The organism is Pseudomonas sp. NPDC088444 (assembly GCF_044900175.1).
In the GTDB taxonomy this organism is placed as follows: domain Bacteria; phylum Pseudomonadota; class Gammaproteobacteria; order Pseudomonadales; family Pseudomonadaceae; genus Aquipseudomonas.
Genome location: NZ_JBJDNK010000011.1, coordinates 275,897 through 302,828 on the forward strand (window position 1 = coordinate 275,897; position 26,932 = coordinate 302,828).

General features: G+C 59.1%; 23 protein-coding genes and 3 pseudogenes. 3 read left to right on the plus strand and 23 right to left on the minus strand.

All coding sequences use genetic code 11. The features are described 5' to 3' along the window. Positions 1-25: 25 nt before the first annotated feature. From ACI2KB_RS22320 to ACI2KB_RS22345, 6 genes and pseudogenes are all read right to left on the minus strand, one after another. A pseudogene (locus ACI2KB_RS22320) lies at positions 26-1,225 on the minus strand (chemotaxis protein CheA); the annotation flags it as partial. A gap of 125 nt (positions 1,226-1,350) precedes the next feature. Continuing rightward, a pseudogene (locus tag ACI2KB_RS22325) lies at positions 1,351-2,062 on the minus strand (Hpt domain-containing protein); the annotation flags it as partial. Between the two features lie 40 nt (positions 2,063-2,102). Next, positions 2,103-2,390, minus strand: coding sequence for a lipid asymmetry maintenance protein MlaB (locus tag ACI2KB_RS22330; RefSeq protein ID WP_404638011.1), 288 nt, complete (start codon positions 2,388-2,390; stop codon positions 2,103-2,105). A gap of 23 nt (positions 2,391-2,413) precedes the next feature. Further along, a complete protein-coding gene (locus tag ACI2KB_RS22335) occupies positions 2,414-2,782 on the minus strand; it encodes a response regulator (RefSeq protein ID WP_108238895.1) in 369 nt (122 codons plus the stop codon). A gap of 9 nt (positions 2,783-2,791) precedes the next feature. Then, positions 2,792-4,006 (minus strand): methyl-accepting chemotaxis protein, encoded by a 1,215-nt coding sequence (locus tag ACI2KB_RS22340; protein WP_404638014.1) that lies wholly within the window; start codon positions 4,004-4,006, stop codon positions 2,792-2,794. 151 nt (positions 4,007-4,157) lie between these two features. Continuing rightward, on the minus strand, positions 4,158-4,649 hold the full coding sequence (locus tag ACI2KB_RS22345; protein WP_404638016.1) for an AvrE-family type 3 secretion system effector: 492 nt from the start codon (positions 4,647-4,649) through the stop codon (positions 4,158-4,160). A gap of 23 nt (positions 4,650-4,672) precedes the next feature. Here ACI2KB_RS22345 and ACI2KB_RS22350 point away from each other — a divergent pair, with 23 nt between their 5' ends. After that, a complete protein-coding gene (locus ACI2KB_RS22350; RefSeq protein WP_404638074.1) occupies positions 4,673-5,245 on the plus strand; it encodes a tyrosine-type recombinase/integrase in 573 nt (190 codons plus the stop codon). A 231-nt stretch (positions 5,246-5,476) separates the two neighbouring features. On the opposite strand, the gene ACI2KB_RS22355 is transcribed toward ACI2KB_RS22350, so the two are convergent. The 12 genes from ACI2KB_RS22355 to ACI2KB_RS22410 form a co-directional block, all read right to left on the minus strand. Then, positions 5,477-6,295 carry a sulfite exporter TauE/SafE family protein gene (locus ACI2KB_RS22355; RefSeq protein WP_404638018.1) on the minus strand — a complete coding sequence of 273 codons (819 nt, stop codon included), beginning with the start codon at positions 6,293-6,295 and terminating at the stop codon, positions 5,477-5,479. Between the two features lie 8 nt (positions 6,296-6,303). Next, the gene (locus ACI2KB_RS22360) at positions 6,304-7,188 is read right to left on the minus strand and encodes an MBL fold metallo-hydrolase (protein WP_404638020.1); all 885 of its coding nucleotides are present in this window, start codon (positions 7,186-7,188) and stop codon (positions 6,304-6,306) included. 61 nt (positions 7,189-7,249) lie between these two features. Further along, complete coding sequence (gene cynS / locus ACI2KB_RS22365) at positions 7,250-7,699, minus strand: cyanase (protein ID WP_404638022.1); 450 nt, start codon at positions 7,697-7,699, stop codon at positions 7,250-7,252. Between the two features lie 45 nt (positions 7,700-7,744). Further along, entirely contained in the window at positions 7,745-8,668 is a 924-nt protein-coding gene (locus ACI2KB_RS22370; protein ID WP_404638024.1) for an ABC transporter ATP-binding protein, read from the minus strand. Then, positions 8,658-9,509 carry a nitrate ABC transporter permease gene (ntrB, locus tag ACI2KB_RS22375; RefSeq protein WP_404638026.1) on the minus strand — a complete coding sequence of 284 codons (852 nt, stop codon included), beginning with the start codon at positions 9,507-9,509 and terminating at the stop codon, positions 8,658-8,660. The genes ACI2KB_RS22370 and ntrB overlap by 11 nt, the downstream gene beginning before the upstream one ends. 12 nt (positions 9,510-9,521) lie before the next feature. Beyond that, on the minus strand, positions 9,522-10,919 hold the full coding sequence (locus ACI2KB_RS22380; protein WP_404638028.1) for a CmpA/NrtA family ABC transporter substrate-binding protein: 1,398 nt from the start codon (positions 10,917-10,919) through the stop codon (positions 9,522-9,524). A 27-nt stretch (positions 10,920-10,946) separates the two neighbouring features. Further along, positions 10,947-12,278 (minus strand): FAD-dependent oxidoreductase, encoded by a 1,332-nt coding sequence (locus ACI2KB_RS22385; RefSeq protein ID WP_404638030.1) that lies wholly within the window; start codon positions 12,276-12,278, stop codon positions 10,947-10,949. Further along, on the minus strand, positions 12,275-13,420 hold the full coding sequence (locus ACI2KB_RS22390) for an acyl-CoA dehydrogenase (protein WP_404638032.1): 1,146 nt from the start codon (positions 13,418-13,420) through the stop codon (positions 12,275-12,277). Before ACI2KB_RS22390 ends, ACI2KB_RS22385 begins: the two co-directional genes overlap by 4 nt. Before the next feature lie 57 nt (positions 13,421-13,477). Further along, a complete protein-coding gene (locus ACI2KB_RS22395) occupies positions 13,478-14,026 on the minus strand; it encodes an OsmC family protein (RefSeq protein WP_404638034.1) in 549 nt (182 codons plus the stop codon). Between the two features lie 254 nt (positions 14,027-14,280). Beyond that, on the minus strand, positions 14,281-15,933 hold the full coding sequence (locus ACI2KB_RS22400) for a sigma-54 interaction domain-containing protein (RefSeq protein ID WP_404638036.1): 1,653 nt from the start codon (positions 15,931-15,933) through the stop codon (positions 14,281-14,283). 98 nt (positions 15,934-16,031) lie between these two features. Continuing rightward, complete coding sequence (locus ACI2KB_RS22405) at positions 16,032-16,862, minus strand: alpha/beta hydrolase (RefSeq protein ID WP_404638038.1); 831 nt, start codon at positions 16,860-16,862, stop codon at positions 16,032-16,034. Between the two features lie 172 nt (positions 16,863-17,034). Beyond that, on the minus strand, positions 17,035-18,150 hold the full coding sequence (locus ACI2KB_RS22410; RefSeq protein ID WP_404638040.1) for an acyl-CoA dehydrogenase: 1,116 nt from the start codon (positions 18,148-18,150) through the stop codon (positions 17,035-17,037). Between the two features lie 286 nt (positions 18,151-18,436). Here ACI2KB_RS22410 and ACI2KB_RS22415 point away from each other — a divergent pair, with 286 nt between their 5' ends. Together ACI2KB_RS22415 and ACI2KB_RS22420 are read left to right on the plus strand one after the other, a co-directional pair. Continuing rightward, positions 18,437-20,497 (plus strand): pyridoxamine 5'-phosphate oxidase family protein, encoded by a 2,061-nt coding sequence (locus ACI2KB_RS22415; RefSeq protein WP_404638042.1) that lies wholly within the window; start codon positions 18,437-18,439, stop codon positions 20,495-20,497. Between the two features lie 74 nt (positions 20,498-20,571). Beyond that, entirely contained in the window at positions 20,572-22,962 is a 2,391-nt protein-coding gene (locus tag ACI2KB_RS22420; RefSeq protein ID WP_404638044.1) for a heavy metal translocating P-type ATPase, read from the plus strand. A gap of 122 nt (positions 22,963-23,084) precedes the next feature. Here ACI2KB_RS22420 and ACI2KB_RS22425 read toward each other — a convergent pair whose 3' ends face one another. The 5 genes and pseudogenes from ACI2KB_RS22425 to ACI2KB_RS22445 all read right to left on the minus strand — a co-directional run. Continuing rightward, on the minus strand, positions 23,085-23,561 hold the full coding sequence (locus ACI2KB_RS22425; protein ID WP_404638046.1) for a DUF1348 family protein: 477 nt from the start codon (positions 23,559-23,561) through the stop codon (positions 23,085-23,087). Between the two features lie 161 nt (positions 23,562-23,722). Beyond that, on the minus strand, positions 23,723-24,349 hold the full coding sequence (locus tag ACI2KB_RS22430; protein WP_404638048.1) for a glutathione S-transferase family protein: 627 nt from the start codon (positions 24,347-24,349) through the stop codon (positions 23,723-23,725). 199 nt (positions 24,350-24,548) lie between these two features. Next, complete coding sequence (locus ACI2KB_RS22435) at positions 24,549-25,460, minus strand: LysR substrate-binding domain-containing protein (RefSeq protein ID WP_404638050.1); 912 nt, start codon at positions 25,458-25,460, stop codon at positions 24,549-24,551. Positions 25,461-25,476: 16 nt separating this feature from the next. Continuing rightward, positions 25,477-26,379, minus strand: coding sequence for a LysR family transcriptional regulator (locus ACI2KB_RS22440; protein WP_404638052.1), 903 nt, complete (start codon positions 26,377-26,379; stop codon positions 25,477-25,479). Positions 26,380-26,791: 412 nt separating this feature from the next. Further along, positions 26,792-26,932 (minus strand): annotated as a pseudogene (locus tag ACI2KB_RS22445) (cyanate hydratase); the annotation flags it as partial.

Genomic DNA, 26,932 nt, shown 5'->3' on the forward strand with positions numbered 1-26,932 from the left:
AGAATCTCCTTGTCTTGCAAACACGTCAGCGGGCAACGACCGACACCGGTAAAGGCGACGGGCTGGTGCGGGCTTCAAGTTGTACGATTTGATTGAGCAGCGCGGGTACATCGAGGATCAGCGCTACCGCTCCGCTGCCCAATATGGTCGAGCCGCTGATGCCGCGCAGTGCACCGAACAGCTTGCCGAGTGGTTTGATCACGGTCTGGAATTCACCCAGCAGGTCATCGACGACCAGCCCGGCTTTGTGCTCGGCATAGCGCACCACCACCACGTTCTGGCGACGGGCCGGAGGGCCTTCGTGGCTGAAATGAGCGCGCAGGTCCACCAGCGGCAACACTTCGCCACGCAAGTCCAGATAACCCTGCTGGCGGCCGGATTCACGCTGGTGTTCATCCAGTTCAATGCATTCCTGGACCATGTCCAGCGGAATGACGTAGGTCGAGCGGTCGATACCGACCAAAAAGCCATTGATGATCGCCAGCGTCAGCGGCAGCCGGATGCGCACCAGCGTGCCTTGGCCCGGTTGGCTGTCGAGCTCGACGTTGCCGCGCAACAGGGTGATGTTGCGCTTGACCACGTCCATGCCGACGCCGCGGCCAGACAGGTTGGTCACGGCTTCGGCCGTGGAAAACCCCGGCTCGAAAATCAGGTTGTAGATCTCTTGATCGGTGAGCACTGCACCGCTGGCCACCAACCCTCGCGCCTGGGCTTTTTCCAGGATGCGGTCGCGGTTGAGACCTGCGCCGTCATCGGCGATTTCGATGACGATGCTGCCAGAGTCATGGTAGGCGTTGAGGCTGAGGTGGCCTTTGCTCGACTTGCCCGCAGCACGCCGTGCATCAGCACTTTCGATGCCGTGGTCCATGGCGTTGCGCAGCAGATGCATCAACGGGTCGCCGATCTTTTCGACGACCGTCTTGTCCAGTTCGGTTTCCGCTCCGCTGATGCTCAGCTCGATGTCCTTGCCCAATTCCTGGCTGACATCGCGCACCACGCGCCGGAAACGGTTGAAGGTGTCGCCGATCGGGATCATGCGCAGGTGCAGGGCACCGTCGAGTATTTCTTCGACGAGGGTCGACACCGTCGACGTCGCCTCTTGCAACGGGGCGTGATGACACGACCGCGCCAGCAGGTTGGCGCCGGCACTGGCAATGACCAGTTCACCGACCAGGTTGATCAGTTGGTCCAGCGTGTCGGCATTGACCCGCACGAAATTGCCATCTCGGCTGCTCGCGTCGCGGTTGGCCGGCGAGCGTTGCGCGAGCGCTGCGGAGGGACTTTCCTCGACCGGTCCAATCAGTGGGTGGTCGGCGCAGACGGTATCGGCCAAAGCGTCCTCGATGGCCACGATGCTGACCTCACAGTCGTCCCTCACGAAGTCGAAAACTTCATTGAGGCTGGCGTGGCTGGCTGCCGACCGCAGATCGATCTCGAAGCCCAGGTAGCAGCTTTCCGGGTCCCAGCTTTCCAGCGCGGGCAAGGTATCGGTCAGGGTCGTTACTTGAATCATCTCCCCCAGGGTGCCCAGGTAGCGCAGGAACGACAACGGGTCCATGCCGTTGCGGAAAACGTCCACCCCGAAGCGTAACGACAGGTGCCACAGCCGCGCTTCGCTGCTCGGCTCAGCCGCAACGGCCAGAACCTCTCGAACGGCCTCGTGGGTGGCCTGGTAGGCAAGCAGCGCCTGCCGCAGCGCCCCCTCGAGCTCAAGGGCTGCGGGGCTGAGCGCCTCACCTTTGGCGGCGACGGTATCGATCAACTCCAGCATGTGATCGCAGGACCTGAGCAGTACGGCGATCAGCGTGTCGTCCACCTCGACGCTGCCATCGCGCAAGCGGTCGAGCACGTCCTCGACGATATGCGTGAAACTGACCACAGGTTCCAGCCCGAACAGGCCGGCGGAGCCCTTGATGGTGTGTGCGGCGCGGAAAATCGCGCCGATGCTGTCCTGATCGCCCGGCTCGCTTTCCAATTGCAGCAGGGATTGCTCCATGACTTGCAACTGTTCGCGTGCTTCGACGATGAACGTCTGCAGTGCCTGATCGAGATTGATGCTCACCTGGACTTCCTTTGTCTGTCTCTGGTCGGTGGTCAAGCTGCTACAGCGCAGCACGGCCACACAGTTGCAGCGCCTGAACGACTGCCTGGCTTTGCCCGGTCAGGCGGAGCGCCGTGCCCTCGTGGACGCTTTCACGGTGGATCACGGCCAGCCACTGCACACCGGCGCCATCGATTTCCGTGACCTGAGACAGGTCCAGCGCCAGGCTCGGGGCCGAGCCAACGTGGCGCAAGAGCGCTTCGGCGAGTTCGGCGACGGTGTAGATCGTCAACTCGCCTTCGATGGCCACCTGGATCGTGTCATCGACCAATTCGTGAGTGATCGGCATGGCTGCCTCCCTGGCGCAACGTGTTAGGGCAGAATGAGTTTGGAGACCGCCGCCAGCATCTGCGCCGGCTGAAACGGCTTGACGACCCAGGCTTTGGCGCCGGCCGCCTGGCCTTCGGCCTTCTTCGACTCCTGCGACTCGGTGGTCAACATAATGATGGGCGTGAACTTGTAGCTGGCCAGCTTCTTGACTTCCTTGACGAAGGTAATGCCGTCCATGTTCGGCATGTTCACGTCGCTGATGATCAGGTGCACCTTCTGACCGGTGAGTTTGCTCAGGGCATCCCGACCATCACAGGCCTCGATCACGTCGTAACCCGCGCTTTTCAAGGCAATACCGACCACTTGCCGAACGCTGCTGGAGTCGTCGACCACTAATACATTCTTCGCCATGGTGTGTTCCTAAAAGAAGGTGATGTCTTGAGTACTGGATTGCGTCGCGGCCTCACCGTGGTGAGTGCGTCGCTGTTCGTCGGTGGCGTAGGTGGCCTCCATTCGGGCGAGCCACTGGCGCGCATCGATGGCCACGGCCTGATCGGGCGACTGACTGGCCTGCACCAGATGCTCGTGCAGCGCGTGCATGTTGTCGCGCACGTGGCTGAGGATCTGGCTGACCCGGTCCTGGAATTGAAGGTTGACCAGCACCTCGGTCATTTCATCGCGAATGCCGTAGCTCTCCTGTTTGAGCAGATCGGCGGATTCAGCCAGGCTGGCGGTGATGGTCTGAAAGCGTTCGAGCACCGATTGGATGCTTTTCTCGGACGAGGCCACTGAGTGGCTGTCCTGGTCGGCGCTGCTGGAAGCGGCGTGGACCAATTGCGTGATCGCGGTATTGATGATGTCGACCTTGGCGGACATCTGCTGGCCGGTCTCGCTGGACTTGCTCGACAGGCTGCGCACCGCATCGGCGACGACCGCGAACCCTCGACCGGCCTCGCCCGCGCGCGCCGCTTCGATGGCCGCGTTCAGGGCCAGCAGGTTGGTTTGCGCGGCAATGGCAGCGACATCGGCGGCCATCGTCCGCAGCTCGCCCGTATAGGCTGTCAGCCCGCGGACCTGGGCCAGGGTCTGGTCACGGCTGGTCTGGCTGGCTTTGAGGGAATCGATCACCTGGCTCAGTTCGGTGTCGCTGGTGGCGAGCACCTTGAGCGCCCCTTCGGAGCCTTGCCCGTCCAGCTCACCGGCGGCTTGCTGCGAAGCCTGAACGGTGTCCTGCAGGCGCTCGGCGATGCCGGTGAACCGGCTGGTCAGGCTGACGATCGCTTCTTCGGTCTGCTGGCGCGAGCTTTCTACCTGCCGAGACCAGATGGGCATCGCGCCAAGCAACACCTCATCCAACTGGCTGCGCGAGGCCGAACCACCGTGCTGCGCATGCGAACCGGCCTGAGCCTGTCGCGCCTGTTCCATCGACTGGAGCACGGCTTTGTGCCTAGATGCGCTCAAGGCACAGGCGATCAGGCCGATGGCGATCAAAGCGGCAGACGCGATCCAATTGGCGAGGGACGTGGACTGCGCGAGGATCCACGCCACGGCGGGAACGACCGGAATGAACGCAACCCCGCCGAAGAAGCGCGGGTGATCGGAAAAGGCTTGACGGTCGTGTCGAGACGAGGTCATGGAGTTCGGTCCTTGAACGTTGTTGCAGACATAAAAGTGACATACAGGTTATCTGCCCACTGTGTCGCAACTTGAGACTCGTCTGTGTACCTTCCGTCAGGTTCATGACCCGTCGAGGCGTGAGTGATCGCTCACGCCCCGGCCTGGTCCCTCATGTCGGTGTCCAGTTCTCACCCTTCTCGGCCATGACCCTGGCCGACGTGTCAGCGCTGCGCGCGCGTTCGCCTTTGAGCTTGAAGGACTTGGGTTCGAGCTGATCCTTGCCGTACTCGAAATTCACCTCGCCTTGCAGACGCTCAACACTCAACGAGCTACTGCTGCTGTAATTCACCCAAGGGGTGGGCAGCACGAAGGAGTCCTCCTTGTTGGTCGCCTTGAACACGGCGATGCTGCTCATGCGCAAGTTATTGCGGTCGGTGGCCAGCCGCTTCAGTTGCTCATCGTCCAGGGTGCCATTGGCGGCGGCGGTTTCGATCTGCTCCTTGATTTCGTCACGCAATTCCAGGATCACCTCAGCCCGGGTACCACTGACCTTCTGCAAGGTGTCGAGCAGCGACTTGAGATGCGGATCCTTGGCCATCAGGCCCTGGATGATTTCCGCATTGCCTTGATGCCCCTCGCGGAAACACTGCGTCTTCCTCATATCAGCCTTGGAATAAAGGCAAACTGGTCGGTCAAAAAGCACCGCTCCGCTTGCGGGATATCTGGGGCATCAGGATCAGGCTTGAGCTAGCGCAAAACGTGAGGGATCTAGCACTTTTCGATTTGGCAATCGACAGCAAGCTTCGTGCATGCGACCTGACAAAGCTACGCGTTCGTGATGTCGCGCACGGAAATCAAGTTGTAGCCAGGGCAATGGTGATGCAGCAAAAAACAAAACGGCCCGTACAGTTCGAGATCACTGCTCAAACGCGACTCGCCGTGGAGGAATGGGTGCAAGAGGCTCGACTTCGAAATGGGGATTTTCTGTTCCCAAGTCGGCTAAGAACTTCCGAACATCTATCCACACGCCAATACTCACGCATAGTGAAAGCTTGGGTAGCCTCCATCGGCGTCGACCCAGTCCCATATGGCACTCATACGATGCGTCGGACGAAGGCTTCATTGATCTATCGGAGGACGAAAAACATCAGAGCAGTACAGATACTTCTCGGTCACACCAAGCTGGAAAGCACTGTCAGATACCTTTGCATCGAAGTGGACGACGCGCTTGAAATGGCGGAGCAGACTGAAGTGTGAGCAGGCAATGGCGACGGGGTAGCCATCCCGTCGCTTTCGGCCAGAAGCAGCCGCTCTACATCTGCCCCGAAGATAGAGCCCCAATGCTCGTCGCAGCGCTGGCAATACACTTGAACCGAGTGGCAAATTTAGGACACGGGTTCGTGATCATCACAGCCGACTCGAACCAGGGGATGCAAGTCCAGGCCGGATACTGAGGCTCCTTCCGCTACACAAGACTTTCGCCCGTACTTAAGAACAAAGAGCATGCCCGGCGAGCATGATGGCCGCAATCATCCCCGTCACCGAGAAGGCTTGTTGTAAGCGTGGCCCGGCCAACTGACCGGCGAACAAACGCCCAGCCAGTAACCCAAGCACAGCCCCCGCCGCAAAGGGCAGCGCCGCCGGCCAATACAGTGACCCTGTCATTGCCGCGGTGGTCACGCTCCCCATTGACACAACGGCGATGGCTGCCAACGACGTCGCGGTGATGCTCTTCATTTCCAAGTTGGTACAGCGGCTCAGCGCCGGAACGACGACAAAGCCACCGCCCACCCCCAGCAGTCCGGACAGCAAACCCGAAAGCATTCCGGTCAGTGCCAGCGCGCGTGCGCAGGGCAGTGTCCAGCGCAAGCGCCCGCAGGCCGGATTGAGCACGCAAGGCATTGAAGTCAGGCGCGGTGGTGCTTCTCCATGCCGCAGGTCCCGATTGGCGTTGTGCAGCATCCGCAGGCACGCATAAATCAGGACCATCGAAAACCCCAGCGCCAGTGGTTGATTAGGCACACGATGAGCGATGTAGAGCCCTAGCGGAGCCACGACGATTCCAATCATCGAGACCATGCCTGCGGCACGATAGCGAACGATCCCTTGCCGCAGACCGAGTACCGCGCCCACGCCTGCCGAGAGTCCTACGGCCAGCAATCCAACCGGTGCCGCTTGGGGCAGTGACAAGTCCAGACCGAAGACCAGAACCGGCACGGCGAGAATCCCTCCTCCGGCGCCGGTCAGGGCGAGGATCGCACCGATAGCCCCGCCCAACAGCACGCTTAGCATCGCATGGTCGAACATGATTGAACTCACAGGGCATTAATCGGAATTTTCAGATACCGCACGCCGTTGGCCTCGGCTTCCGGCAAGTGTCCGCTGCGCATGTTCACCTGCACCGACGGCAGGATCAGCGCGGGCATGGCCAGGGTGGCATCGCGGGCTTCGCGCATGGCCACGAAGTCATCCTCCCCGAGGCCGTCATGCACATGGATGTTGTGCTTGCGTTGGGCGTCGACCGTCGTCAGGTATTCAATCGGCCGACCGTTCGGGCGGTAGTCGTGGCATATGAAAATCAGTGTGGCGGCGGGCAACGCCAGGATTCTTCTGATGGAGCGAAACAGGGTTCTGGCGTCACCGCCGGGGAAGTCACAGCGGGCGGTACCGTAATCCGGCATGAACAGGGTGTCGCCGACGAATGCCAGCGTAAGGTCGCCCGCGCTGATCACATAGGTGATGCAGGCCGGCGTATGGCCGGGCGTGTGCAACGCCTGCGCGTTGAGGCTGCCGATGAGAAAATGGTCGCCATCCTCGAACAAGGCATCGAACTGGCTGCCGTCACGCTTGAACTGATCGCCCTCATTGAACAACGTACCAAATGCCCGCTGAACGTCGGTGATGTGGCTGCCGATCGCGATTTGGCCGCCCAGTCTGTCTTTCAAATAAGGGGCGGCGGACAGGTGATCGGCATGCACATGGGTTTCCAGAATCCACCGCACCCGCACGCCAAGTTCCCGCACGCGAGCAACGATCGCGTCAGCCGATTGGGTATGGGTATGGCCTGATTTGGAATCGAAGTTCAGCACGCTATCAATGATCGCGCCGCTCAGGGTCAAGCGGTCCACCAGCAGGTAGCTGAAGGTGGAACTGGCATCATCCAGAAAGGCCTCGACCAGAATATTGTCGTCGATGAGCATGCCGCCCTCCTCTTGCCATCATGGAATGGCCACACCCAGGTGCGGCCGGTGCACTGCGGGATCAGTAGCTTTTGTAGGGCAGGAACTTGCCGGACAACACGACATTGACCCGATCGCCCTTGGGGTCCGGCTGGCGCTGAATGTCCATGGAGAAATCGATCGCACTCATGATGCCGTCGCCGAACTCCTCATGGATCAGTTCCTTGATGGTGGTGCCGTAGACATTCACCAATTCGTACCAGCGATAGATCAGCGGGTCGGTTGGCACCGACGTCGGCAGCGAGCCCTTGTACGGTGTCACTTGCAGCCACGCCACGGCCTCATCCGACAGTTCGAACAGCGTACCCAGGGTCTCGGCCTGAGCCTTGTCGAAGGTCATCTGGCCCAGGCAGCCGGCGGTGGTCCACTCCTTGGACAGGCCGATACGCTCCGCCACGTCACGCCATTTCAAGCCTTTGCTGACTTTGGCGGCGAGAATCATCTGGGTCACTTGGTCGCGATTGGAAATCATGGAAACCTCTCTCATCAGTCATGCAGCGGGATTGTCAAACAGGGTTCAGGCAACGATGCGCAGCTTGGAACTGGACGGGCCATCCGGCCCCGAAGGTGGACCGTCATCGGTGAGGCCGGGATAGACGATCAGGGGCTCGGCGGGCGCGGCAGCTTGCGCGTTCTGCTCCTGAATGGTTTTGGAGCGGCGCACCAGAAAGTCCACCAAGTGGTTGCGGATACGGTAGAACTGCGGGTCGTGGTGAATGGTTTCCCGCGAGCGGTCGCGAGGCAGCGTGTTGATGACGATTTCGGCGATGCGCGCATGGGGGCCGTTGCTCATCAACATGATCTTGTCGGCCAGCAAAATCGCCTCGTCGACATCGTGGGTGATCATATACACAGTCTGCTGGGTGGCGGCGCAAATGCTCAGCAGCTCGTCCTGAATCACCCCACGGGTCAGGGCATCCAGTGCGCCGAACGGCTCGTCGAGCAACAGCATTTGCGGCTCCACCGAAAAGGCGCGGGCAATGCCGACACGCTGCTTCATGCCGCCAGACAATTGGCTGGGCTTCTTCTGCCCGGCCCCTTTCAGGCCGACCATCTCCAGAAAGCGCGTACCGTGTTCCGCCACCTGCGCTTTCGACCACTCCGGGTGGCGCGAGCGCACGGCAAAGGCAATGTTCTGATCCACCGTCATCCACGGCAGCAGTGCGTGGTTCTGAAACACCACACCGCGATCCAGGCTCGGCCCGGACACCTCACGGCCGCCCATCACCACCGTCCCGCTGCTGGCCTCGTCCAGCCCGGCGAGGATGTTGAGGATGGTGCTTTTGCCGCAACCGGAGTGGCCGATCACGCACACGAACTCGCCGCGCTGGATGGAAAAACTGATGTCTTCGAAAACCGGCGCAGAAGCGGCACCGTAGCGCTTGGTCAGCCCTTCGACCTTGATGAACGCAGGCGTGCGCCCGGAGTTTTCATTCAGCATAAGTCACCTTTTTTTGCAGGGTGGCAAAGAGCAGATCCAGCAACATGCCCATCACGCCGATCATGAGCACGGCGAAGATCACGTTGGACAGCGACAGGTTGTTCCATTCGTTCCAGACGAAGTAGCCGATGCCGGTGCCACCAATCAGCATCTCGGCGGCGACAATCACAAGCCAGGCGATGCCCATGGAAATGCGCATACCGGTAATGATGGTCGGCGCCGCGGCCGGCAATACCACCATGAACGCCTTGCGCAACGGGCTGACCTCCAGGGTGCGGGCGACGTTGAGCCAGTCCTTGCGTACCGCAGCGACGCCGAAGGCGGTGTTGATCAGCATCGGCCATACCGAGCAGATGAAGATCACGAAAATGGCCGACACCGACGAATCCTTGATCGTGTAGAGCGCGATCGGCATCCAGGCCAGCGGCGAGATCGGCTTGAGCACCTGAATGAACGGATCGAGGGCTCGGTACAGCAGCGGCGACATGCCGATGGCAAAGCCCAGCGGAATCGCCACCAGCAAGGCGATCAAGTAGCCGATGGCAACCCGTCCCAGTGAATGCGCCAACTGAATACCAATGCCTTTTTCATTGGGGCCACGGTCGTAGAACGGGTCGCTCAGTTGTTTGAGCGCCAGGGTCGAGAACTCCGCTGGCGTCGGAAAACCATTGGCCTTGCGTTGCTCGCTGCTGAGGCTTTTGCCCATCAGCATGGCGTACTCTTCGTCCATCGCCGCCTTCGCGGTTCTTGCTGTCGGCAAAGTCGCCAACTGCCACACCAGCAGCAACGCCGCAAGCATGGCCAGCGACAGCAGGGCCGCCCTGAATCTCAGTGTTTTCATCGCCTGCTCCTCTTACGTGCGCTTGATGGCAAAGCCATCCAGATAGGCCTTGGGTTGGGTCGGATCGAATGGCCGACCCATGACCGAAAACGCCTTGTAGCCCGACAGCGGTTCAACACTGGCTTCGCTCATCGCCAGTTCACGCATTTGCCTGCGGGCGTCTGTCATCAGAAACACCTGCTCGGCGATGCCGTTGAAATCCACATCGCCCTTGATGTAGCCCCAGCGCTTGAGCTGGGTGAGCATCCAGGTTGCCATGGAGTACCAGGGCATCGGGTCAAAGTCCGAGCGACGTGGGTGGTCCTGCACCACGCCCAGGCCATCGGCGAAACGGCCGGTCAATCCCTGGCGAATGACGATTTCCGGCTGGTTCAGGTAGTTCGGTGTGGAGATGGTTTGCGCGATCATTGTCCGGTTGGCCGGATCACGGGCCAGCGCAGCGGCGTTGAGAATCGCCCTGTACAGCGCGGCAAAGGTGTTGGGGTTCTCCTCGATGAACTTCTGCGAAGTGCCGAACGAACAGCAGGGATGGCCGTCCCAGATGTCCTTGGAGAGGACATGGATAAAACCGATCTCGTCATACACCGCACGCTGGTTGAACGGGTCCGGACCGAGAAACCCGTCGATGTTGCCGGCGCGCAGGTTGGCGATCATTTCGGCAGGCGGCGTGACCCGCAGTTGCACATCGCGGTCGGGGTCCAGACCGTGCTCGGCCAGGTAGTAACGCAACAGGAAGTTGTGCATCGAGAACTCGAACGGAATGGCGAACTTGAAGCCCTTCCAGTTGCGCGGATCGCGATTGTCCTTGTGCTTGAGCGCCAGGGTGATGGCCTGGCCATTGGTGTTCTGGATGCTGGCGACGCGCATGGGTTGAGCGTTGGAGCCCAGGCCAAGCGAAATGGTCAGCGGCATGGGCGCAAGAAAGTGCGAGGCGTCCAGCTCACCGTTGAGCATGTTGTCGCGCACCAGCGCCCAGCCGGCGGTCTTCTGCAAGGTCACGTTCAGCCCCTGGGCCTTATACAGGCCCAGGGGGTCAGCCATGATCAGCGTCGTGGCGCAGTTGATGGGGATGAAGCCAATCTTGAGATTTTTCTTCTCCAGCGCGCCGCTCTTGTCTTCGGCCATCGCCTGCATGGCCTGTATCGGCAACAAGCTGTTGATCGCCGCCATGGCCGCGCCTGCACCCACCGCCTTGAGAAAGCGCCGGCGCGTGACGTCATGGGGAAACAGGGCACGGACGGCTGCTGCCTCGACAAAATCACGGGACAGGCTTTCGGGGTTTTGCCCCCGAGCCATTCGTGCGCGCTCCGCCTCGCTGTCGTGGACTGACTGGCTGGCATGCTGGCCGCAGCTGCACCCCGACAAGGGCGCGTCACTGCTGTACGGTCGGTAAAAGTTCTCGTCGCTCATGCCCGCAGTCCTTCTGGTAAATGATGTTCAGGCGGCTGCCTGGCCAACTTGCAAGCTGGACGCCATGTGGCCGTCCAGATCCTGTTCCATGCGCAGGTGCCCTTCGCCCTGTTCGACAATCCGCCAGGTGCCGGCCATGGATGGCAGGCCACGCAGCACGATAGGTAAAGACCGGGTTTTTAGGCGGATCACCGGTTGCGCATGGGCATAACCGGCATGTTCCCGCCCCAGCAGGCCATGGGCGATGACCTGGGCCTGCAAGGCAATCGGTTCGACAAAACGGCATGGCATCCCGGCCAGACTGATGCAGTCGCCCAGCGCGTAGATGTCGGCGTCACTGGTGACCAGCGTCTGTGGATCCACCTGAATGCCCCGGTCGAACGCCAGGCCCGCGTTGCGCGCCAGACGGCTCTCAGTCATCAGACCGGTGGCGGCCACTACCTGATCGAACTCGAAATGGCGATTGCACTCGGTGCTCAGGGTTTTGCTGCCATCTGCCCAACCGCTGATCTGCGCGACCTGAACCGAGCCGATGAACTCGATGCCCTGTCGGGATTGATGGCTCAGCAGCAATTCGGCCGCCAGATCGGGCAGCAGTCCTGCCAATGGCAATGGGTTACGGTCAATCAGCGTGACGCTGTGCCCTGACCGGGCAAAGTCTTCGGCCAGCTCGCAACCCACCATGCCCGCGCCGATGATTGCAATGCGCTGCGCTCTTTTGCTCAGGCGCGCCTGCAAGCCGGACCATTCGTGCAGGTTGTTGACGCGCCAGCACAAGGCCGGCGGCAAGGCCGCAGGCAGCGCCGGGCGCGCGCCATGCGCCAGCACCAGCTTGGTATAGCTCAGGGTGCCGCGGGTGGTACGCAGTTGATGCAGTGCAGGTGTCAGCCCTACCACCGAAGTTTCGCTGTACAGCCGTACCCCCAGACGTTGCGCGGCATCCTGCGCGGTTTCGCGAATCAGCGACTGCGCGGTCTGGCCCCGGCTCAACGCCAGCGACAATTCGGGCTTGTGATAGCGGTTGCCGTTACAGGCGCTGACCAGGGTAATCGGCACGCTACGGTCCAGTTCGCGAATGGCCTCGACAGCCGCCCAGCCAGCCAGACCGGCACCGACCACGACAATTCCGGTGCCCTGCTGAAACATCGGCATCTGGCTGACCGCTTCCACTTCACGTTTGACGAACAGCTCAAAGTCGCTCTTGGTCACTCCACACAACGGGCATTCCCAGTCGTCCGGAATGTCTTCGAAGCGCGTACCCGGCGGCAGACCACTGTCCGGGTCACCCAGTGCTTCGTCGTAGATCACGCCGCAGGCGCGGCAGATGAATTGCAGCCAGGGTTTGGTCAGGGCACTCATGCCGGCATCTCCTCTTTCATCAGGCGGGCCATTTCCCAGCGCAGGTGCTTGATCGCCGGGGTCACGATGGCGACGAAGTGCGCTTCACGGATGCGCCGTTGCGGCGCGGCACTCATGCGATAGCCCCGCGCGCCCTGATGCAGCAATGCCGACTGCGACGCCTTGAGGGCAAGCTCGGCACCCTGCACCCGGGCGTCCAGCACATCCAGCAGGAAGTCCTTGCTGGTTTCATACGGGGTGCGGCACAGCCTGAGCACCCGCGCATTGAGATCATCGAGTTCAAATTGCAACTCGTCGGCGCCGTTGTGCAGGAACTGGTTGACATGGCCCAGCGTCGGCTCGACCTCACGGATCGAATCGATACTGCCTTGGGCAACGCCGCTGGCCATGCCTGACTGCAACAGGATGAAGGCGCCGCGAATGCGCTGAACAAATGGCCGCGCCGGATCGGCGATCAGGGCATCTTGCGGGACAAAATAATCGACCAGACGCACACCCCAGGTGCTGGTGCCTTCCATGCCGGAAAACTCCGGACAGGTCTTGAGTTCGACACGCTCGTCGAGATCGAGCATGAACATGATTTCGTGGGAGATGGAGCCGTCATCACGCTCCACCCCGGCGATAGCGCCGCAGTACTGACCACGGTTGATATGGCTGACCCACGGCAATGCGCCATTGACCCGATAGCCACCGGGCACCTTGCGCGCGCGCAAGATCAGCGTTTCGATGCCGGCCAGCGCCTTCATCGGGTTGGACAAGGCCGTGCCGCCGAACGTCTGGCCTTGGGTGTGCAGCGCCAGTCGCGACAGCAACGCGGTGTTGTCGGACTGGTCCATGTACAGGCCGCAGACGTCATGGCACCACATCAAAAAGCCGGTCGAACCACAAATGCGGCTGGCTTCGTGCATGCTGCCCACTGCTACATCGAAACGCTGGCCCTGCTGCGTCAGGTGCGCAGCAAAGGCACCGGCCTGCGCGAGGGAAGCCATGATGTCCAGCGGATAATGACCTTCATCGATCCGCTGGACCGATTCGGCCAATGGCCCCGTGGCGATGCGGCGGACCTCTGCGAGCACCTGGGTGTCATCGCCCCAGTCTGCGGTGCGTTCCGCCGGTTCGAGTGCGCGTGCGATGTTGTTCATGGCAATCCCTCCCGTCAGTGTTTGCGTATGCGGCGTGCTGGGCTCAGCGCTGCCGGTTCAATCGGCCAGGCTGATGCTGAACGGGATCGGGTTGCGCAGGGTGTTGGCCATCGGCGAGGCGTAGTTGGCCAGACGAACGATCTCGTCCAGGGTTTCACGGGAGGCGTCGCCTTCCACCAGCACCTTGACGCGGATGTCTTGAAAGCCCATCTCCAGCGGCTGTTTCTCGGCACCGCCAGCGCCCCACGCGGCCGGGTTACCGATGTCGCCTTCGAGGAACACTTCCAGCTTGCTGAGCTTGACGTTCATCCAGGTGGCTACGGCGGTGACGCCCACGGCGATGCAGCCGCCCAGGCCTGACAGAATGACTTCGCCCGGCGCCGGCGCGGTGTTCTCACCGAACAGGTGCAGTGGCTCGTCAACCACCACCGGCGTGTGATCGCCCACGTAGCTCAGCGTACGAAACACGCCTTGCCCTACGGTATGGACCTTGTTGGTTCCGCGGGTTTGTGGGTTATTGCGGCCCTTTTCGGCAAACGCTTCCAGGCCGGCCTGATCGATGGGTTTCAGGTAAGTGGTGGCGACTTGAGCAGTTGTTGCGGACATGTCTGATCTCCATTGGGCTGAGCAATGGGCTGGCTGCATGATGTGCAGCGCCCGTTCGCCAATGGACTATCGCAACAGCTGTGCCAGATTCTATGAGCCGGATAGCAAATTTTTATTCGCTATATAAATCAGTAGGTTGAAAGGGACGATGGGCGCTTTACCAGGCTTTACTCCTTGCAAGCGCCTCACCTGAACGACCTTCAAATTGTCGACAATGTAAACAATGTCGACAATGTGTAAGCCTCACCCGCCCGCTAGGTTTGCAGCTTCTTCCAGCGGTAGTTGAATTGCCGAGCCGTCATTCCCAGCATCTGCGCCGCACGCGACTTGTTGCCCCCGCAGCGCTCGACAGCGTGTACCAGCTCATCTGCGGAATGAGAGCTGACCGCCACGTAGGGGCGCACAAGGTCGTGATTGAAATCGGTCGCGGGTGCACTTCGCGCAGCGGCGACGGGTGAGGTTTTCGCCCCGAGTGCCGGCAGGAAATATTCGATGTCCCGCGCGCTCAATACCGGCTTTTCAGCCAAAAGCACCAGCCGCTCGATCAGGTTGGACATTTCCCGAATGTTGCCTGGCCAACTGTGCGCTTGCAGACGCTCAATCGCAGTGGCGTCAAAGCTGACGTTTCGCTGATTGGCCTGATTGATCCGGTTGAGGAACTGCAACGCCAGCGCGGGAATGTCCTCACGGCGACTGGCCAGGGTCGGCAGGTGAATCGGGATCACGTTGAGTCGGTAATACAGATCCTGGCGGAACACGCCCTGGCTGACCTCCACGGCCAGATCACGGTTGGTGGCCGCTACCAGCCTGACATCCACCTTGATCTCGCGCTTGCCACCCAGCCGGGTAATGGTGCCCTCCTGCAACGTGCGCAGCAGCTTGGTCTGCATCGACAGCGGCAGCTCACCGATTTCATCAAGGAAAATCGTTCCACCATCGGCCTGCTCGAACCAACCTTCACGGGCGGTGTTGGCGCCCGTGAATGCGCCACGTTCATAGCCGAACAGTTCGGACTCAAAGAGCGTGTCGGGAATCGCGGCGCAGTTGATCTTGATGAACGGTTTGTCTTGCCTGGGACTGGCCAGGTGCAGCGCCCGTGCAAACAGCTCCTTGCCGGTGCCTGACTCTCCCAGTAACAGAACACTGGCAGTGGAATTAGACACCCTTTCCAACTCCGAAATCGCCTGGAGCAATTGTGGCGAGCTGCCGACGATGCCATATCGACTGGTGCGGGTTTCCAAGGCTCGCACCAGTTGCTGATTGCGTATCTCCAGCGCTTCGGTCTTCTCTTTGATGTAGGTGCGCAGGTGCAGGATCTGGCCGACCATGGTCGCCAGAATCCGCAGGATGCTGATGTCGTCAGTCAACGGCCGGGCCCGCATGCGGATTCGGTGCGTCGCGAGCACCCCGATGACTTTCTGCCCGATCATGATCGGCAAGGCGATATACGACACCGGTCCCGGCGGCAGCTTGACCCGTTCAACGACCCGCCCCAGAAATGAGGGTTCCTTGTCGATGTCCTGAACAATGATCAATTGCCCACGGGCCAGGACCCGACCGGTAATGCCCTCATCCAGCCCGTACACGCCACGTTTGATTTCCTCCCGGGTCAGCCCGTAGGCATAGCGGATACGGGCCTGCTCTGCCGCCTCATCGAACAGCACGATACGGCCGCGATTCAAACCCAACAGTTCGGACAGCAGATGCAGCATCTCGTTGAGCACCGTATCGGAAGTGAGGTCTTTGCCCATCAAACCGGTGACCTGCTGGAGCAAAAGCATCTCTTGAGATCGCCAGAACGCCGGTGAGGCTTCTATGTCTTTATCAGTCGTGACGTTCTCCACTGCTTTCTCCAGATTCTTGCTGCGTCTCGTATCAGAGTTGTACTGCGCCTCACCGGCAATCATGCAAGAACCCTTCCGGTTACGACCGCCGCCTTCGGCCGATAGCAAACATCACGCTGACAAAATCCTCGACCTGCCCGCTATCGATGAAGCTACAGAGCCTAGAACACCCATGAAACGAGTTTCCTTCGATCGTACTTGCCCCACAGCCCCAAAGTACGAGGCGCATGGCTGCGCAACCACGCCTGCCAAGCCGGGTAAGCTGCTATGTTGGTGCGATAGTCATAGATCAGCTCCATCTGAATGGCAGCCTGCCCAGGACGGTTGAGAAATGCTACTTCGTCCTGCCACAGGTCCGGATCATAGGCACTGACGTTCGGATCAGTCCCGATATGGCGCGCGCGGGTCAACTCCACCGAGAGATGCGCTGCCTGGATCTTGCCCTCATTTGCCGAACGATTTTCCCAGTACGCCTTTCGGGTTTCCCACATCTTGCCCAAGCCTTGGGTGTACACGTTGCCATTCTGGAAGATCATCGCGGTTACAGCTTGCGGTCTGCTGATGGCCAGACGTATGCCAACCGGGGCGCCGTAATCCTGCATGAACAAGGTGTACTGCTTCACCCCTACGACATCGATAAATTGCTGTATCAGTTGGGCGTAATGATCGAACGTGTAGCTGAACTGACCGGGGGCAGGCGCGTCGCTATTGTCGAATCCTGGGTAGTCCGGCGCGATCAAATGAAAGCGATCACCCAGCCGACGCATTAAGGCGTCATACATGCGCGAAGAAATAGGTACGCCATGCAGCAACAACACCGTCGGCGCATTCCGATCACCGATCTCGCGATATGCAATCTTCACCCCGTCCACGACGACGTCGCGATAAGTCAGCTGTGCGGAATCCGAATCTACTGACGAAGCATGTGCTTGGCAGATGAGAAGCACCGAGGCAAGAAGTACATCCAGATAGCCCTTGGCAAGAGAAGACATATTCGTAGCTCATGAACGACGCATCAATGATTGGCGGGACGTACCCGGCGACAGGCAAATCCGGCGGGACTGAATCATCGACGCAATCGTTTCCGGCAAAAAGCTACGATCCTGACAATAGAAAATTTCATAGGGTGAATTTATGCGGGGCTGCATGAGTGTTTGGCGCTGGTTATTCAGCCAATGATTGTTCACCAGCATTAGCTTGGCGGTAGCCCGACATAGCGCTACCCTCTGGCGTGGCGTCGTTGGACAGCTGACTGCTCAACTGAGCAAGACTGGGTATGATCGTCGCCACGAAGTTCGACTCTCGCCAGCGGCGCAAAAAACCACTCTGCTCCCCTTCCCCGCTAACGGCCTGCAACGCCTGACGTTCCAGCTCAAGCGCGTCCGTCGCACTTTGCGTCAATGCAATCTTCAGTTTGAACAAGGGAAAAGGGTCAGTTCGGAATCGGCCATCAAGCAGCCCGCTCTTGAGTTCACAAGCGTCTTGTCCGAGCCGTTGACGCTGGAACATCAGCGCGTCCAGCAGCACGGGCCGATTCTGTTGAAGACGCTCGACCTCCAGCAGAGCTCTCTGAGCGAGTCCCATGGAGAACCCGCACTGCAAACCAAGCAGCCCGGGGCGTACCGAGCGAAGAAAGCGTTGCGCATCCTCATGTACTATCCACTCACTGCCCACTTTCACGTCGTTGAAGTTAAGTGAAGCCAGATGTCCGAGCTGCGTTTCTGCGAGAGACAGGTCGTCTGAATGTCGCAAACCAGCGCAAGAACAAGGCACCGCAACGACGAACGCGTTGCCTCCCTCATCGCTGTCCACCGCAGTGGCGATTACAAAGTTGCGGGGCCGCAGATGAGTGACGGCTCGCAGGTCACCGTTCAACCTCCACCCTCCCCTTATCAGCTTGCTCCGCATTGCCAGAGGGCCTTGGCCTGACAGAAATCGGACTGCATTTGAGAACCCAACCGTGCCGGCTAACTTGCCGTCCAGTAATGAAGGCAGAAGCTTCTCGCGCAACGATCCGTTAGATGTATGAACCAGATATTCGATGAGCGCGCGCTGTCCCCATAAGACTAGGGCGGCTTCCATGGAGTGGGCAGCTACCATCGACAATGCTTCGACGGCATCGGCAAGGGTTTTACCGTGCCCACCCCAAACACGGCTCACGCCTATTCTGAGAACGTCGGCACTGGCCAGTCGCGACAGCACCTGGCCTGAATCTATCGACCCTGAGTCCAGTTCGTACGCGTGGGAATTAAGCCATTCGACAAGCGCCGTAAAATCCATGCTCTTTGCTCCCTGGAGGTTCAGCCTGATGTACGGATGGAGGCGGTATCGTGCTCGGCGCGTTACGCCACGTCCAAGACGCAGATCCAATGCTTTCTATAAGTCCGGCCTATGCCTGATGCCTGCCAACACCTGCATCAGCCCTCAATCATTTCATAACCTGAAATGCTTGATTGTCGTGTGCGAGTCTTCCAATGAGGAAAACAAAATCGGACCATCATGATGGGCTCTGCAACCCGCAATTCAGGTGAATGAACCACTCGACAAGTCACCCGGGGAGATCTTCATGAATGAAGGAAGTGAATCTGATAAACGATCGCCCTGGCACGATGGTGAGCTGCAACTACAGCGTTCGGTTGACGCGGTAGCTTTGATGGTGGGCCCGGGTGAGCGACAAATGGCCCGCGACTGGATGCCTGATCAACATCGTGATTTTTATGCCCAATTGCCCTTCGTGGTACTTGGCACGGTAGACGGCGATGGCCAGCCTTGGGCGACGCTGCGTACAGGCCAACCCGGCTTCATGGATTCGCCCCGTCCCAATATCCTGACCCTTTCGCTCCCTGCGCAACCCGCCGACCCTGCTCAGGCGGGTATTGCTGATGGCAGCGCCATCGGGTTACTGGGCATCGAACTGCACACACGTCGACGCAACCGAATGAACGGCATTATACGCTGTGCCGGCGACAGCGGTTTTCAGATCGCTGTATCCCAGGCATATGGCAACTGTCCGCGTTACATCAAGCTGCGCCAGTTTCATTTCGTGGACGAGCCTGCCGGTCCTGACACTGAACTCCATGGGCTCGATGACCGGTCCCGGCAGATGATTGCGCGCGCCGATTCGTTCTTCGTGGCCTCCTATGCCATTCGAGATGGCGTGACAGAAGTGGATGCGTCGCACCGAGGCGGCAAGCCCGGATTCGTGAGGCAGGATGATGACGGTACCCTTTTGATCCCTGACTTCAACGGCAACCTGTTTTTCAACACCTTGGGCAACCTGATGCTCAATCCGAAAGCCGGATTGATATTCGTGGATTTCGAGAAGGGTGATGTGCTGCAGATGACAGGCGATACCGAGGTTTTGCTGGACAGCCCTGAAATCGCGGCTTTTCAGGGAGCCGAGCGTTTGTGGCGCTTTACGCCGCAGCGCATGGTGTACCGTGAGAAAGCATTGGGGCTTCGGTGGACAACTGGCCCAGACGCAGAGTCTTCCAGCTCGCTCATGACGGGCGATTGGCAGGAGGCTGCTCAACGGCTGCAGGCTCTGGCCTGGCAAGATCGCTGGCGCGTGTTCGAGGTGGTTCGTATCGAAGACGAGAGCGCCGAGATCAGATCCTTCCATCTTCAGCCAGTCGACGGTGGCGGCCTCCTCCCCTATCAGGCAGGCCAGCACCTGCCCGTTCGCCTGCCGCAAGAAAGCAGCCATGATCAACCGATGATCAGAAATTACAGCATCTCCAGTGCCCCTTCTGATGATTTTCTGCGGATCAGCGTCAAGCGCCAAGGTGTGTTTTCCTCCCATCTGCATCAGCGCATCCAACTTGGCGACAGACTTGAGGCCCGCAGTCCTCGGGGTCTGTTTACCGTGGAGCCTTCCCTAAGGCGCCCGCTGGTATTGATAGGCGCCGGCGTAGGTATCACCCCGATGCTGGCGATGTTCAGAGAGGTGATTTACCAAGGGCAGCGGATAGGTCGCATGAGGCCCACATGGGTGCTGCAAGGTGCGCGCACGGTTGCGGACCTGGCGTTTGGCCGGGAGTTGGTATCCCTGATGGAGCGTGGTGGGAAGAAGGTCAACCTGCTGCGCTATGTTAGTCAGCCAGAATCAGGAACAGTCGCAGGTGTCGACTACGACCACGCAGAAAGAATCACAGTCCAAACCCTTAAGGGCCTGTTGCCACTCGACGACTATGACTTTTATGTGTGCGGCCCCGCCAGTTTTACTCAAGGGCTCTACGACGGGCTTAGGGCAATCCGCATTCCCGATGATCGTATCCACGCAGAAGCGTTCGGTGTGTCGACACTGATACGAGATACCGGGGCCCCGTTACCGCAGAATCTGCAACCGACATCTTCTACCGTGCCGGTGAAGGTCATGTTCGCGAAGTCCGCCAAAGAGGCTCGCTGGGAACCGCAAAGCGGGACATTGCTGGAGCTGGCCGAAGCTCGAGGCTTGAGCCCTGAGTTCAACTGCCGATCAGGTACCTGCGGAACCTGTAAAACCGGTCTTGGCGCGGGAGTTGTGAACTATCTGATCCCACCGCTGGATCCGGTCCCTAATGGAGAAGTTTTGCTGTGCTGCTCGGTGCCCGCACCGGGCAGTCCTCCTTTGGTGATTGATCTGTGACTTAGCCCAGCCCGGCGTCGAACACCGGTTTCAGATGACACATAAGAAAAATCTGTCAGAAACGGAGCGACCATATGCCACCGATTACGACTCACTTTAACTTACCCATCACCGGGATGACTTGCGCGAGCTGCGCCGGACGAATTGAGCGCACCCTGCGCGCTGTTCCAGGTGTAAGCAAGGCCATCGTCAATTTTGCGACAGAACAAGCTCACGTAGAGGCGAGAGCCGACAGCATGCCTGCCCTCATCCATGCGGTGGACAAGGCAGGCTACAGCGTGGTGAATGAACGCTTGGAACTGGCGATCGAGGGCATGACCTGTGCGTCCTGTTCAGGTCGAGTCGAGCGAGCGCTTGCCAAGGTCTCGGGTGTGCGCAGTGTTAACGTGAATTTTGCCAGCGAGCGGGCACTGGTAGAGATGGTCGGTCTACCCGACCCTGAGGTGTTGATCCAGGCAGTAAATGATGCGGGTTATACAGCACGGGAAATTACCGATCGCCAGACCAGCGACTACCGGGCGCGTATCAGAGGCAATTCGGAACGCACCGCCATGGGGTTCGCCATTGCCCTCGCCTTTCCACTGTTACTACCAATGCTGCTCGAACCTTTCGGCATTCACTGGATGCTCAGCCCCTGGGTCCAGGCTTCGTTGGCTACTCCGGTGCAGTTTCTGATAGGCGCGCGCTTTTACGTTGCGGCCTGGAAAGCCTTAAAAGCGCGCAGCGGCAACATGGATCTGTTGATCGCCGTGGGGACCACGGCCAGCTACGGTCTTAGCCTGTACCAATGGGCGAGAACACCAGAGGGTGGCATGCCACATTTGTACTTTGAGGCCTCTGCGGTGGTCATCGCACTGATACTGGTTGGCAAGTACCTTGAAAATCGGGCAAAGCGCCAGACGGCAGGTGCCATCCGCGCGCTCGAAGCCCTACGACCCGAACGTGCGACTCAGGTGATCGACGGCGTTGAATGCGATGTCGCTATCAGCGCTCTGCGTCTGGGCGACGTCGTCTCGGTGTTGCCCGGTGAGCGAATCCCGGTCGATGGGGAAGTCACTGACGGTGAAAGCCATGTAGACGAATCACTGATCACCGGCGAAAGCATGCCCGTATTTAAACCCTTCGGTGCAAAGGTCACAGGCGGTGCGATTAACGGTAATGGCCGGCTGCTCATTCGTACCACCGCGATCGGGGCAGAATCGGTCCTGGCGAAGATCATTCGACTGGTCGAAGATGCCCAGGGGGCAAAAGCGCCGATTCAGCGGCTCGTGGACAAAGTGAGCGCGGTGTTCGTCCCGCTAGTGCTCGTGCTCGCGCTCATCACACTGATCGTTTGGCTGAGCCTTGGGGCATCATGGGAAACGGCGCTGATCAACTCAGTTGCGGTACTCGTAATCGCCTGCCCTTGCGCCCTGGGGCTTGCGACCCCCACGGCGATAATGGCGGGCACCGGAGTCGCAGCTCGTTATGGCATTCTCATCAAGGACGCCGAAGCCGTTGAGCGTGCGCATAACATCAACGCGGTTGTGCTCGACAAGACAGGCACTCTGACCACAGGCCGGCCGAGAATAGCGTCTGTCATTGCGGTCAACGGTGACGAACAAGAAGTCCTGGCACTCGCTGGCGCTTTGCAGGCAGGCAGCGAGCATCCGTTGGCACGAGCCGTGGTTGAGGCTTGCCGCGCGCGGGCTGTTGGACTAGCGCCGCTAGCGACGAGCCGCATCCTGCCCGGTAAAGGTATTGAGGGTTCGGTGGGTAACCGCCGTTTGAAATTCGGAAGTCGTCGCCTCCTGAGCCCGGGCATGAATATTCCGGCCTACGTCATCAAGCAGGCGCAGGTACTCGAGTCCGATGGGCATACGCTATCCTGGTTAGTGGATGCAGGTGACAGGCCCAAGGTATTGGCACTGTTCGCCTTCACCGATCAAATCAAGGCCGGTGCCGCTGTTGCGATCCGTAAATTGCAGGAGCGCAACATCGAGTGCCACCTGTTGACGGGTGACAATGTGGGCAGCGCAAAACTCGTCGCCGATGCTTTGGGAATTGCCGATTTCCGTGCAGGAGCACTGCCTGCGGACAAGTCCGACACGGTCAGAAAGCTCAAGAAGTCACGGGTCGTCGCGATGGTGGGTGACGGTGTAAATGATGCACCCGCGCTGGCAGCAGCCGACCTTGGAATCGCCATGGGTAGCGGCACCGATGTCGCCATGCATACCGCCAGTATTACGTTGATGCGTGGCGACATCATGCTCATCCCGGCAGCCCTTGAAATCAGCCGCAAGACCTATTTCAAGATTCGCCAGAACCTTTTTTGGGCATTCATTTTCAACGCGATCGGCATCCCACTCGCGGCGTCAGGGCTGCTGAGCCCAGTAATCGCTGGCGCCGCGATGGCGCTGTCGAGTGTCTGCGTCGTGGGCAACGCTCTGTGGCTGAAAACCTGGAAACCCGGCACTGCGCGATGAGCGCAGCCCAAAAAAGAGAGTCCGCGAGCGGACTCTCTTCACTGTCAGAGGTCAGTGCTGACAGCTGACCTGATTCAAAACGATGTCCCTATCAACAACCTTCCCCGCCCAAGTCTGTCGTCTCAAAGGCCCAGCTCCGAGAGGCCGGGATGGTCATCCGGACGGCGACCCAGCGGCCAACGAAACAAGCGCTCTGATTCTTTGATGGGTAAGTCGTTGATGCACGCAAAACGGTGAGCCATCAAACCGTTTTCGGCGAACTCCCAATTCTCGTTCCCGTACGAGCGGAACCAGTTCCCCGAATCATCGTGCCACTCGTATGCATAGCGGACAGCGATGCGGTTGTCAGTGAAGGCCCACAGTTCTTTGATCAATCGATAGTCGAGCTCCTTGATCCACTTACGCGTCAAGAACGCCTCAGCTTCTGCACGATTGGTTGCAAATTCGGATCGGTTTCGCCATTTGGTGTCGAGTGTGTACGCCAGCGCAACCTTCGCTGCATCTCGAGTGTTCCATCCATCTTCGGCCAGACGCACTTTCTGGATGGCGGACTCACGCGTAAACGGCGGAAGGGGAAGGCGTTTTTCTTCGTTGGACATCACAGTCACCTTGACAGAAGAGTGATAAACAAAGGCGCACCCGGGCCGGTGCGCCTGAGCTGTCTCCATCCGAACCTCGCCATGCTGCGCATAGCCCGATACGAATCCCCGAGGAGCCAACTCACCTGTACAGCCGGGAGAAATTTGTTCATGCAGTGGATTCAAGCCTGCTGCAGGCCTACCGCGGTACGGCGCATAGGCACAAACCCCGGCATTGCTTCAATGCGGGCTAGCCACGACCGCACTGAAGGGTAATCGTCGAGGGAAACATTGCCTTCTGGCGCATGGGAGATGTAGGTATAGCCGGCGACATCTGCGACCGTGGGCAAATCGCCCACCAGGAAGTCGCGCTGGGACAGTTCTTTCTCGAACACCTTAAAGAGCTCGTGGGATTTGGCGATCGCTTCCTTGGCATCGTAACCCGCGCCAAAAACGGTGATCAGACGTGCTCTGGCGGGCCCGTTGTTGATCTGGCCGGCTGCAACGGATAGCCATCGAACGATTTGCGCCAACTGAACGGCATCCGTCGGCAGCCAATGGGCGTCGCCATACTGACGAGCCAAGTACACCAATATGGCGTTAGAGTCCGCCAGCACCGCGCCGTTGTCATCGATGACCGGGACCTGGCCGAAGGGGTTCATTGCGAGAAACTCAGGAGACTTTTGCGCGCTTTTGGCCAGGTCCACATCAATGATCTCAACTGGACGGCCCAAGAGCGAGAGCATTAACTCAACTCTATGCGCATGTCCGGACAACGCGTGGCGATACAACTTGATTGGGTTCGACATGACGGCACCTTTCTTTGTTGTAGTACGGGTTTGGATGTGCGGTCATCTTCCACTGTTGGAACGGGGCAAGGAATGTTCAGAAACCGAAACCGACCATTCCTGTTTGTGAAACGATCATTGATTTGCACTTGATCGGGTAGCGTAGCGGGCCGTTGAGCAGACGCTAGTTACGGCGGTTGTTCTTGTATTAGACACTGCATTAGTTTGTAACTGGTTGTAACGCAGGGTGCGTTCGCAGGGCAGCGACGGAGAAATCCACAAAGCTTCGAACCCGTAGTGAAGCATGACGGCCTTCTCGGTAAACGAGATGCAGCGGGGCTGCAGGGACTTCGAATTCACTGAGCGTACGGCACAACCTCCCACTCTCCAGATAGTTGAACAACGCAAAGCTTGGGCAACTCAGCAGACCTGCACCTTGGCAGGATGCATTGATGGCAGCTTGCATGGTGGCGCACCTGAGTTGCGAGCTGGCCTTGAAACTGATTGGCTGCCCCGCTGATTGGAAGTCCCAGCGAATATCCTCTCGGTAACCGTGCGTGGCAATCAAGCGGTGCTTTCTAAGTTCCGAAGGCACACGCGGGGCGCCACGATCCTGCAAGTAGGCCGGACTGCCGCAGATATGTGATTTGACATGGCCGACTTGCCTGGCAATGAGTGCGCTACTAGGCAGGCTGCCGACATGTAAAGCGATGTCGGCCCCATTATCGAGGACGGCGGGATATTGATCGGTGAACCGGGTGAAAACGGTGACTTCGGGATGCAGTCTTGAGTACTCGCTGATGATCTCCGGATACACATAGCTGCTGAACAACGCCGGAACAATAACCGTCAGCCTGCCTTTGACAATACTCTGGGCGCCGCGCGCTGAAGACTCGAACCGCTGAACATCATCCAGAATCCGTATGGCGTCGGTCATAAACTTTTCGCCTTGCTCGGTCAGCCGGATACCCTGAGTCGTGCGAACAATGAGCTGTACCTTCAGCCTGCTTTCCAGGCGGCCGATGGCCCGCACAATGGTCGTCACGGCAACGCCTGTCCGGTTCGAGGACATGGAAAGGCTGCGACATCCATGCAGTCCTCGGAATATCACCATCTCGTGATAGCGATCCATTGTTTCTCCCTTGTCGTCACAACTGCAATGAAGGGGTGCTCAACAGGCGATCTGCCAAGAAACTTACGAATGTGAGGGTTTTAGCGGGTACCCTGGCACTTTTCTGGTAGACGATATGAATGGGAAGCGGTGCAGGCTGGAAATCGCCAAGAACGACCTCGAGCTTATGCGCTTTGATGAAGTTATCAACCTGATAGGAGAGTACACGCGTAATTCCCCAACCCAGACAGGCGACATTGATCGCTGCTTTATTGTCCGTGACGATTAACTGGGGAGACGGGCTGAAACTCAGTTGTTTTTCGTGATGGACGAATTGCCAGTCGCGTAGCAGATGACTGGCGGAGGAGCTCACCAGGTTGTACCCCGCAAGATCATTCGGATGACCAGGGCGGCCTACCCTGTCCAGGTACTGCGGTGAGGCGCATACCACAAGACTCACTTCACCCACCTTGACTGAAACTTGCCCGGGATCGTGCAGATGTCCGATCCGGATACCGACATCGACACCTTCGTCGGGCATATTCACAACACGGTCGACCAGCATGGCGTTCAGGGTCACGGCTGGAAAACGGTCCATGTATTCGACCAGCGTCGGAGCCACGAACATCTCTCCGAAAATGACCGGCGCGGTAATGGTGAGATTGCCGCAAGGAACGGAGTAGCTCCCCGCCGCTGCTTCTTCAGCTTCTTCAAGTTCAGACAGGATCCGTCGGCAATCCTCCAGATACCGCAACCCCGCCTCACTCAGATGCATGCTGCGGGTGGAGCGCGACAACAGCTGAGTTCCAATGCGCTCCTCTATGGATGCCACCGCGCGCGTGACCGTAGGCGGCGATATATTGAGCCGACGTGCCGCAGCGGCAAAGCCATCTTCTTCTGCAACGGCTATGAATATTTGCATCTCATAGAAACGATCCATTCTATAAATAACCTACTCATTTAACTGCCTGGTGGGCACGCGGATCCGATCCCGGCACACGACGAGATTCGCAACATTCCACGACGGGCTTCGCGGATCAGATTTCAGGTAGGCACGGGTGATGATTCGCGCCGTATCGCTGGTCGGTCAACATGACAAACGCATCTGATTCACATGCTCGTTTGTTATGTGCGCGAGTAGAACACTTAGAAACCGGAACAGAGCATTTCGTTTTTTGAAATGCTGAGTTAGTTAATCAAATGATCGTCAACGGCTCACAGGTGAACAAGCGCTCGAGACTTCGTAAAAACAGAAGCCTCGATGCATTGCGCGCCTGTGCAGGTGCGACGTCGCCGCTGGCTTCGTTGCGCCTCCTGTCTGTTTGACATTCGGCGCCCGAATTCGGGACCGCTCAGAAAGGCCGGTAAGGCAAGAACTTGCCGTCCAGCGTAATCACAGCGCGGGAACCACCTTCGGGGTCTTCGACTTTCTTGATGTCCATCTTGAAGTTGATCGCGCTGATGATGCCGTCACCAAACTGCTCGTGAACCAG